Source organism: Geobacillus sp. WSUCF1 (genome assembly GCF_000422025.1).
Classification (GTDB): domain Bacteria; phylum Bacillota; class Bacilli; order Bacillales; family Anoxybacillaceae; genus Geobacillus; species Geobacillus zalihae.
Genome location: NZ_ATCO01000215.1, coordinates 1 through 7,309, shown reverse-complemented (window position 1 = coordinate 7,309; position 7,309 = coordinate 1). Strand labels below are relative to the sequence as shown.

The window sequence follows — 7,309 nt, the reverse complement described above, 5'->3', positions numbered from 1 at the left end:
CTCCTCCAAAAGGGCCGCCACCAAGGCAGCGAACACCTTTTGAAGAGTTCTTACTAATTGTTCCTCCAGTTCTTTTCATAAAAGCCATTCTGTGATAAGATGTTTCATGGACTCTCTCCCTCCTGTTTTATGGATGTTGGTCATCACCATCATAGCAGAGAGAGAGTCCTTTTTGCATGACATTGGCTTTTTTCTACCGCACTTCGCTTGGTACCCCCGACGAGCGTCGCGAATAAAAGTTCGTAACCTTCGTCGGCGAATTATTCCTGAATGTCACCCACAAATATTTTACTCACACGTTGCCCACCGCATTTCTCTCCTTTCCCCCTTCACACTTCCTGCCTTTCATCCGATATAAACGATAGAAAGCGTCCAAAACAAAGGAGCGGATCGTATGACGATTGAACGGGTGTCTTCTTCTTTCCTTTCCTATGAGCCGATGCGAAACGAACAGGCTAATCCAAAAGTTGAGATCTCGGCGGCGCGGCTTCAAGAAGCTGAGGCCTCCGCTTCTTCCCTTTCACAGCCGCTTTCGGAAGAAAAATTGGAGAAAGTGGTCAACGGCTTGAATGAGCTGGTGCAGCCGAGCCATACGTCGGTTCGGTTTGAGTTGCACAAAGAGTTGAACGAGTATTACGTGCAAGTAATCGATGAAAAGACGCATGAGGTGATCCGCGAAATTCCGCCGAAAAAGCTGCTCGATATGTATGCGGCGATGATGGAGTTTGTCGGGCTTTTGGTGGATAAAAAAATTTAACGGTGGTGAGTCGAAATGGCGAATACATTGCGCATCAGCGGCCTTGCAAGCGGGATGGACATTGACAAAATCGTCAGCGATTTGATGAAAGCGGAGCGGATGCCGCTTGATAAGCTGAAGCAGAAAAAGCAGCTGCTTGAGTGGCAGCGCGATGACTACCGGTCGATGAACACGCTGCTGCAGGGGCTTGATGACTACTTGTTTTCCAACATTACACTCCAAAGCAGCATGCTCAAAAAAACCGTCTCGAGTTCGAACGAATCGGTCGTCACAGCGACGGCGGGCTCGAGTGCGGCGAACGTGGCGACGACGATGCAAGTAAACCAAGTGGCCGCATCGGCCGTCTGGCTGTCGGATGCCGCGGTGAGAGTGGACAAGGCGAGTTTTTCCGTTGCCGCTGATGTGACGCTGACGATCAACGTGACAAACGGAGATGGGACGACGAAGCAGGCGTCGATCACGGTGAAACAAGGAACGACGTTAGACGGGTTGATCGCCCAACTCAACAGCAACCTAGACCTTGGCGTCAGCGCGTTTTACGACGAGCAAACTGGGCGGGTTTCGATCATGAAAAAAGACACGGGGGCTCAAGCGAGCTTGGTGCTCGCTGATCAGGCGACGGCTGACTTTTTTGCGCAAAAGCTTGGGTTTACGAATACCGTAGCGGGGCAAGAGCTCACGGGGAAAACGGCAGGGAAAGACGCCGACATCACCATCAACGGCTTGCGAACGACCCGCTCGTCGAATACATTTACGATCAACGGTGTGACGTATACGGTGAAAGGGACGGGCACGGCGACGGTGTCGGTGGCGACGGACGCGGACGCGATGTTTAACGCCATTAAAGGGTTTGTTGACAAATACAACGAAACGATCGCCAAAATCAACGCCGAGCTGAAAGAAGAGCGCTACCGCGACTATCCGCCGCTTACCGACGAGCAAAAGGAAGCGATGACGGAAAAGCAAATTGAGCTGTGGGAAGAAAAAGCGCGGAGCGGGATGCTTCGCGGTGATTCGATTTTGTCCAGCGCCCTCAGTAAAATGCGGATGAATGTGTACACGAAAGTGGAAGGGGCGAACATCCCAAGCGGGTTCTCGCAGCTCGCGCAAATCGGGATTACGACGTCGTCGAATTATCTAGACGGCGGGAAATTGATCATTGACGAAACGAAGTTGCGGGAGAAAATCAAGGAAAATCCGGATGCCGTCTATCAGTTGTTTAACCAAGACGGCGCGACCGATGCGGAGAAAGGCATCGCCCGCCGCCTGCGCGATACGATTAAAGCGACGATCGGGAAAATTGAGCAAAAAGCGGGGAAGACGATTTGGACGAACCAGCAGTTTGCGATCGGGCGCGATTTAATCCAGATCAATGACCAAATTGACCGGTTTCAAGATCGGCTGAAACAGATTGAAGACCGCTACTACCGCCAATTCACAGCGATGGAAGAGGCGATTCAGCGCGCCAACCAGCAAAGCATGTACTTGATGAACGCCTTTGGCGGCGGTATGCAGGGATAGGCGGGTGAAGGCTAAGGCGCCATCGTGGTGACAGTGGGTGAAGAGGCAACCCCGCTCACGGATGGCAACGAATGAAGGGCGTTCGGCGCTGTAGGCGGTGAGGAGCGGCGCGGCCCGTTGTGCTGAATCAGATGATGGCTTTGCGATGGGGTGAACATCATAGAAGAGGAGTGACGGAAGATGGCGACAAACAATCCGTATCAACACTACCAAGCGAACGCGGTGCAAACGGCGTCGCCTGGCGAGCTGACGTTGATGCTGTATAACGGGTGCTTGAAGTTTATCAAGCTTGCGCGCCAGGCGATCGAGAAAGGGGACATTGCGGCGCGCAATGAGAACTTGATTAAGGCGCAAAACATCATTTTGGAACTGATGAAGACATTGAAGATGGAGTATGAGGTTGCGAAGTCGATGATGACGATGTATGACTACATCTACCGCCGTCTGATCGAGGCGAATGTGAAAAGCGATGCGGCGATTTTGGACGAGGTGGAAGGGTATGTCGTCGAGTTTCGCGATACGTGGAAACAAGTGATTCAGCTCCATCGGCAGCGCCAATACGCGGAAGGCGGGCAGGCGTAATGGGCGTGGTGCATGATGTGTGGCGGGTGACGAAGGAGCTGCTGGAGGCGACGGCGTTGCCGTGGCCGTCCGAGGAACGGGAAGAGCGGCTTCGGACGGTTGATCGATTGCTTCAGGAGCGCGAGGAGCTGCTTCGGGAGCTGCGTCCGCCGTACAGCGAGGAAGAGCAGCGGCTTGCCCGCGAGATCATCGCTTGGAATGAAGAAATTGAGAGGCGGCTTCACCGCGTGGGTGATGAGATTCGAAACGATTTGCGCATGGCGGGGGCGAAGCGGCAGGCGAATGCCCGCTATGTTCATCCGTACGAGCAGCCGCTTTCGTTCGATGGAATGTTTTACGATAAACGGCGATAGGTGGAATGGATATGGCAAAATTGACGAGTGACGCGCTGGACATCATCCGCCAATACGCAGCGTTGCTCGAGACAGTCGAAGAAGGGCTCGACTATGTGGCGGCGAGCTTTTCTGACCCGCGGCGGATGCATGCGGACGTGCTGCTTTCGGATGTGTTGCTGGCGCTTGGGAAAATCGGCGAGACGAACGTGTATCTAGAGCAGCTGTTCGCTGAGGAGAACGATTTCGTCCGTCATCTTGAACGGTTTGTCGATGTGCTCGACGCGGCCGCGGCACTTGACGGGCAGTTTTCTGATGCAGCGGCAAAGGAGCGGATTGTTTGCGGACGGTTGTCACCGGCGTTTCAAGCTTGGAAGGCGGCGGTTTCCGGCCGGTTGCGGCGGTATGTCGTGCAGTGAAGAACGAACGGCGGCGCTTTGGCAGCCATTCAAGCGAAAGCGGGTGTCCTCTTGATGGGTCGAGGGCACCCGCTTTTGTGCGGCAGGGCGAATGAGACAAAGCGTTCGTTCGCCTGTTTTTGCTGTGGGCGGCAAGGGGGTCAAATGGCCTTGACAATGGTGATGTTCATTTCTTTTCGCAAGTCAATCTCATAAGGGCTTTTCAGCTCCTCGCCCGCAGGGTTTTTGATGACACGGACGATCGGGCGGAGCGGGAAGCCGGGAAACACTTGCGAGACGACGCCGACGTGCCCGGTGTTGAGCAGCACCGTCGTGGCGACCGGGTAGATGGCGATGTAGGAAAGAAACAGTTTAATGAGTTCAAAGTCGAGAACGCCGCCGGCGGCGGATAGGTATTCGGCTGCCTCGTGCGGCGAGTATTGTCTTCGGTGGTAGCGCGCCGATGTCAAGGCGTCAAAGACGTCGGCGATGGCGACGATGCGGGCGTATTCGTGAATCTCGTTTCCCGACAACGCGCGCGGGTAGCCGCTGCCGTCGCACCGCTCGTGGTGCTGCAGGGCGCAATGGGCGGAAAAAAGCGAAATGTTGCGCTGGCGCCGCAAGAGTTCAAAGCCGAGATACGTATGGCGACGGATGATTTCCGTTTCTTCTTTGGTCAGTTCGCCTTTTTTCCGCCAAAGGCCATCGGGCAGCTGGGTCATGCCGATGTCAAACAGCAGCGCCCCGACGCCAAGGTCGAGCAGTTGCTCGGGGCGGTAGCCTTTGGCGATGCCGATGACACCGGCGATCGTCGCCACGTTGACCGAATGGTGGAAAAAGTAGCCGTTGGAGATGACCAAGTCCGACAGATTGATGAGCAAGTTTTCCTGTTTCAGCAAGTAATCCAAAATGTTTTTGAACACTTTTTCATACTCTTTTCCTAAATCGAGCGACGAGACGCGGTGAAGCAGTTTTTTCTGATTGATCAGCGCCGTCATTGTCTCATACACTTTTTTCACCGCCTGTTGGCGCACGGTCGGGCTGATGAGCGGGCGCGGGCGGATGTCATATGTTTGTTTGTCGTCAATATAAATGTATTGAACCCCTTTTTGCGCCAAAGAACGGATGTAGCCGCTGGTCAGCCGCACGCCGCGCGACAAAAGAACGCTGCCGTTGGCGGCGAATAAGTCGACGGCCAGCACGTCGCCGCTTTTTGCATGGGAAATATGGATCTTTCGCATTCGTTCACACACTCCGTACCTTCCACATCATAAGAAAAAACACCTATGCCTATCTTACCATATTTTCCTATGTTTTTCACAAAATCTTCGAAAATATTTTTGATTGAAGCAGGGATTTGATGGGTAATAGAAGAATGTAGGGATCTACAGTTTTAAGATAAGGAGTGGTCAGCGATGATGTATAACGTTCGCGGAGAAAACCTCGAAGTCACGCCAGCGTTGCGCGAGTATGTAGAGAAAAAAATCGGGAAACTGGAACGCTACTTTGATGGCACTGATGATGTGTATGTGCACGTCAATTTAAAAGTTTACAACGATGGACAAGGGAAAATCGAGGTGACCATTCCGATGCCGCATTTGTTGCTGCGCGCTGAAGAGCGCCATGAGGATATGTATGCGGCGATCGATTTAGTAACCGATAAACTGGAGCGGCAAATCCGCAAACATAAAACGAAAGTCAATCGGAAGCTGCGTGACCGTGAGAAAGAAGCGAAGCTGGCTGCCCCTGTCTCGATCGGCGCTTCCGCAGCGGAGAATGAAGAGGAGTTTGAAATCGTGCGCACGAAGCACTTCAGCTTGAAGCCGATGGACAGCGAAGAAGCGATTTTGCAGATGAATTTGTTAGGGCACAACTTCTTCATTTTCACGAACGCGGAAACGAACCGGACGAACATTGTTTACCGCCGCAAAGACGGAAAGTACGGACTGATCGAGGCGAATTGAATCACCCTTCTATGCGCATCCCCTGCTTTTTTTGGCAGGGGATGTTATAATATGCGTGAAGGAAGCAAAAGGGGGAACGATGGAGGAACTGCTGCGTCGAATATGGTCCAAGTTGGATAACATGGAACAAGGATTTTTGGCGTTTCAAGAAGAAACTCGCCAACGGTTTGCGCAGATTGACGAACGGTTTGCGCGAATTGATGAGCGGTTTGCCCAGATTGATGAACAGTTTGCTCGGATTGACGAATGCTTTGCTCAAATGAATGAGCGTTTTGTGCAGATCGACGGCCGTTTAGCAGAAATGAGCGGGCAAATGGGTTCGCTGACGGCTCGCGTTGAAGCGCTTGAAGGCCGCGTCGATGAAATGAACGGGCGCATCAGCCGTCTTGAACAAGATTAGACCGTGTGGAAGCGGAGTTGGCGAAAGTGAAAGAAACGCTTTATCGCGTCGAAACGCAGCTTGTGGATGATGTGCAACTATGGCTTCGCAAAATTCGTGAAAAAGTGGAGGAGAAAAGTTTTGAAATTGATGCGCTGAATCGGCGCCTTCACCATGCGGAAGCGGTGATTGAGCAGCTTCCGTCCAAGGCGTGATCCCCTCTCTTGGACATGCCCCTCTCCCAGCCTGTACAACAGTTGTCACTGATCCCTGTATAATGATATGATGAATAAGTGAGTCCATGAAAAATAAGGAGCGTTTCCTATGCTTGGAGTCTTAAAAAAAGTATTTGACCCGAACAAGCGTCAGTTGGCAAGACTGGAGAAAATTGCGGATCAAGTGGATGCGCTCGGTCCGGAGATGGCCCGACTGTCCGATGAACAGCTGCGGCAAAAAACCGAGGAATTCAAAGCCCGCTATCAGCAAGGCGAATCGCTCGATGATTTGCTTGTTGAGGCGTTTGCCGTTGTGCGCGAAGGGGCGAAGCGCGTCCTTGGCTTGTACCCATATAAAGTGCAAATTATGGGCGGCGTCGTCTTGCATGAAGCGACATCGCCGAGATGAAAACCGGGGAAGGGAAAACGTTGACGGCGACGATGCCCGTCTATTTGAATGCCTTGACGGGGCGCGGCGTGCATGTCGTGACAGTCAACGAATACTTGGCGACGCGCGATGCGACGGAAATGGGCAAATTGTATGAGTTTTTAGGCATGACCGTCGGCTTGAACTTAAGCGGCATGTCGCGCGAGGAGAAGCAGGCGGCGTACAACGCCGACATTACGTACGGGACGAACAACGAGTTTGGCTTTGACTATTTGCGCGACAACATGGTGCTCTATAAAGAGCACATTGTGCAGCGGCCGCTCTATTATGCGATCATCGACGAGGTTGACTCGATTTTGATCGATGAAGCGCGGACGCCGCTCATCATTTCCGGCACGGCGCAGAAGTCGACCAAGCTGTATGTGCAGGCGAATGCGTTTGTCCGCACGTTGCGCAAAGATGTCGATTACACATACGATGAAAAGACGAAAAGCGTCCAGCTGACGGAAGAAGGGATCAACAAAGCGGAGCGCGCGTTTGGCATCGACAACTTGTTCGATTTGAAACACGTCACGCTCAACCACCATATTCAGCTGGCGCTGCGGGCGCACGTGACGATGCAGCGCGATGTCGACTACGTCGTGCAAGACGGAAAAGTGATCATCGTCGACCCGTTCACCGGGCGCTTGATGCACGGCCGCCGCTACAGCGATGGGCTTCATCAAGCCATTGAGGCGAAAGAGGGGCTCGAGATTCAAAACGAGTCGATGACC

Annotated in this window: 9 protein-coding genes and 2 pseudogenes; 9 read left to right on the top strand and 2 right to left on the bottom strand. The window is 52.9% G+C overall.

Translation table 11 applies throughout. From position 1 onward, the window contains the following. Positions 1–108, bottom strand: a pseudogene (locus I656_RS20035) (UPF0236 family transposase-like protein); the annotation flags it as partial. 286 nt (positions 109–394) lie between these two features. Between I656_RS20035 and flaG the strand changes: the two are divergent. The 5 genes from flaG to I656_RS00955 all read left to right on the top strand — a co-directional run bounded on the left by flaG (position 395) and on the right by I656_RS00955 (position 3,611). Further along, complete coding sequence (flaG, locus tag I656_RS00935) at positions 395–757, top strand: flagellar protein FlaG (protein ID WP_020756763.1); 363 nt, start codon at positions 395–397, stop codon at positions 755–757. Positions 758–772: 15 nt separating this feature from the next. After that, the gene (locus I656_RS00940) at positions 773–2,278 is read left to right on the top strand and encodes a flagellar hook-associated protein 2 (protein WP_020756762.1); all 1,506 of its coding nucleotides are present in this window, start codon (positions 773–775) and stop codon (positions 2,276–2,278) included. Positions 2,279–2,458: 180 nt separating this feature from the next. Then, a complete protein-coding gene (gene fliS, locus I656_RS00945) occupies positions 2,459–2,860 on the top strand; it encodes a flagellar export chaperone FliS (protein WP_015375824.1) in 402 nt (133 codons plus the stop codon). Further along, positions 2,860–3,213 (top strand): flagellar protein FliT, encoded by a 354-nt coding sequence (locus tag I656_RS00950; protein WP_015375823.1) that lies wholly within the window; start codon positions 2,860–2,862, stop codon positions 3,211–3,213. The genes fliS and I656_RS00950 overlap by 1 nt, the downstream gene beginning before the upstream one ends. Before the next feature lie 11 nt (positions 3,214–3,224). Further along, positions 3,225–3,611 carry a hypothetical protein gene (locus I656_RS00955; protein ID WP_015375822.1) on the top strand — a complete coding sequence of 129 codons (387 nt, stop codon included), beginning with the start codon at positions 3,225–3,227 and terminating at the stop codon, positions 3,609–3,611. A gap of 140 nt (positions 3,612–3,751) precedes the next feature. Here the strand turns inward: I656_RS00955 and I656_RS00960 are convergent, their stop codons facing one another. Beyond that, positions 3,752–4,831 (bottom strand): HD-GYP domain-containing protein, encoded by a 1,080-nt coding sequence (locus I656_RS00960; protein WP_033006741.1) that lies wholly within the window; start codon positions 4,829–4,831, stop codon positions 3,752–3,754. 174 nt (positions 4,832–5,005) lie between these two features. Between I656_RS00960 and hpf the strand changes: the two genes are divergently transcribed. The 4 genes and pseudogenes from hpf to I656_RS0116885 form a co-directional block, all read left to right on the top strand. Continuing rightward, positions 5,006–5,554, top strand: a complete 549-nt coding sequence (gene hpf / locus I656_RS00965; protein WP_020756759.1) for a ribosome hibernation-promoting factor, HPF/YfiA family — start codon at positions 5,006–5,008, stop codon at positions 5,552–5,554. Positions 5,555–5,609: 55 nt separating this feature from the next. Continuing rightward, on the top strand, positions 5,610–5,954 hold the full coding sequence (locus I656_RS20030; RefSeq protein ID WP_317889384.1) for a hypothetical protein: 345 nt from the start codon (positions 5,610–5,612) through the stop codon (positions 5,952–5,954). Between the two features lie 5 nt (positions 5,955–5,959). After that, positions 5,960–6,148, top strand: coding sequence for a hypothetical protein (locus I656_RS20025; protein ID WP_020756757.1), 189 nt, complete (start codon positions 5,960–5,962; stop codon positions 6,146–6,148). A gap of 109 nt (positions 6,149–6,257) precedes the next feature. Then, positions 6,258–7,309 (top strand): annotated as a pseudogene (locus I656_RS0116885) (DEAD/DEAH box helicase); the annotation flags it as partial.

Coding starts and splice junctions, on each gene's coding strand:
- flaG (WP_020756763.1), top strand. CDS start 395: ATGACGATTGAACGGGTGTCTTCTTCTTTCCTTTCCTATGAGCCGATG.
- I656_RS00940 (WP_020756762.1), top strand. CDS start 773: ATGGCGAATACATTGCGCATCAGCGGCCTTGCAAGCGGGATGGACATT.
- fliS (WP_015375824.1), top strand. CDS start 2,459: ATGGCGACAAACAATCCGTATCAACACTACCAAGCGAACGCGGTGCAA.
- I656_RS00950 (WP_015375823.1), top strand. CDS start 2,860: ATGGGCGTGGTGCATGATGTGTGGCGGGTGACGAAGGAGCTGCTGGAG.
- I656_RS00955 (WP_015375822.1), top strand. CDS start 3,225: ATGGCAAAATTGACGAGTGACGCGCTGGACATCATCCGCCAATACGCA.
- I656_RS00960 (WP_033006741.1), bottom strand. CDS start 4,831: ATGCGAAAGATCCATATTTCCCATGCAAAAAGCGGCGACGTGCTGGCC.
- hpf (WP_020756759.1), top strand. CDS start 5,006: ATGATGTATAACGTTCGCGGAGAAAACCTCGAAGTCACGCCAGCGTTG.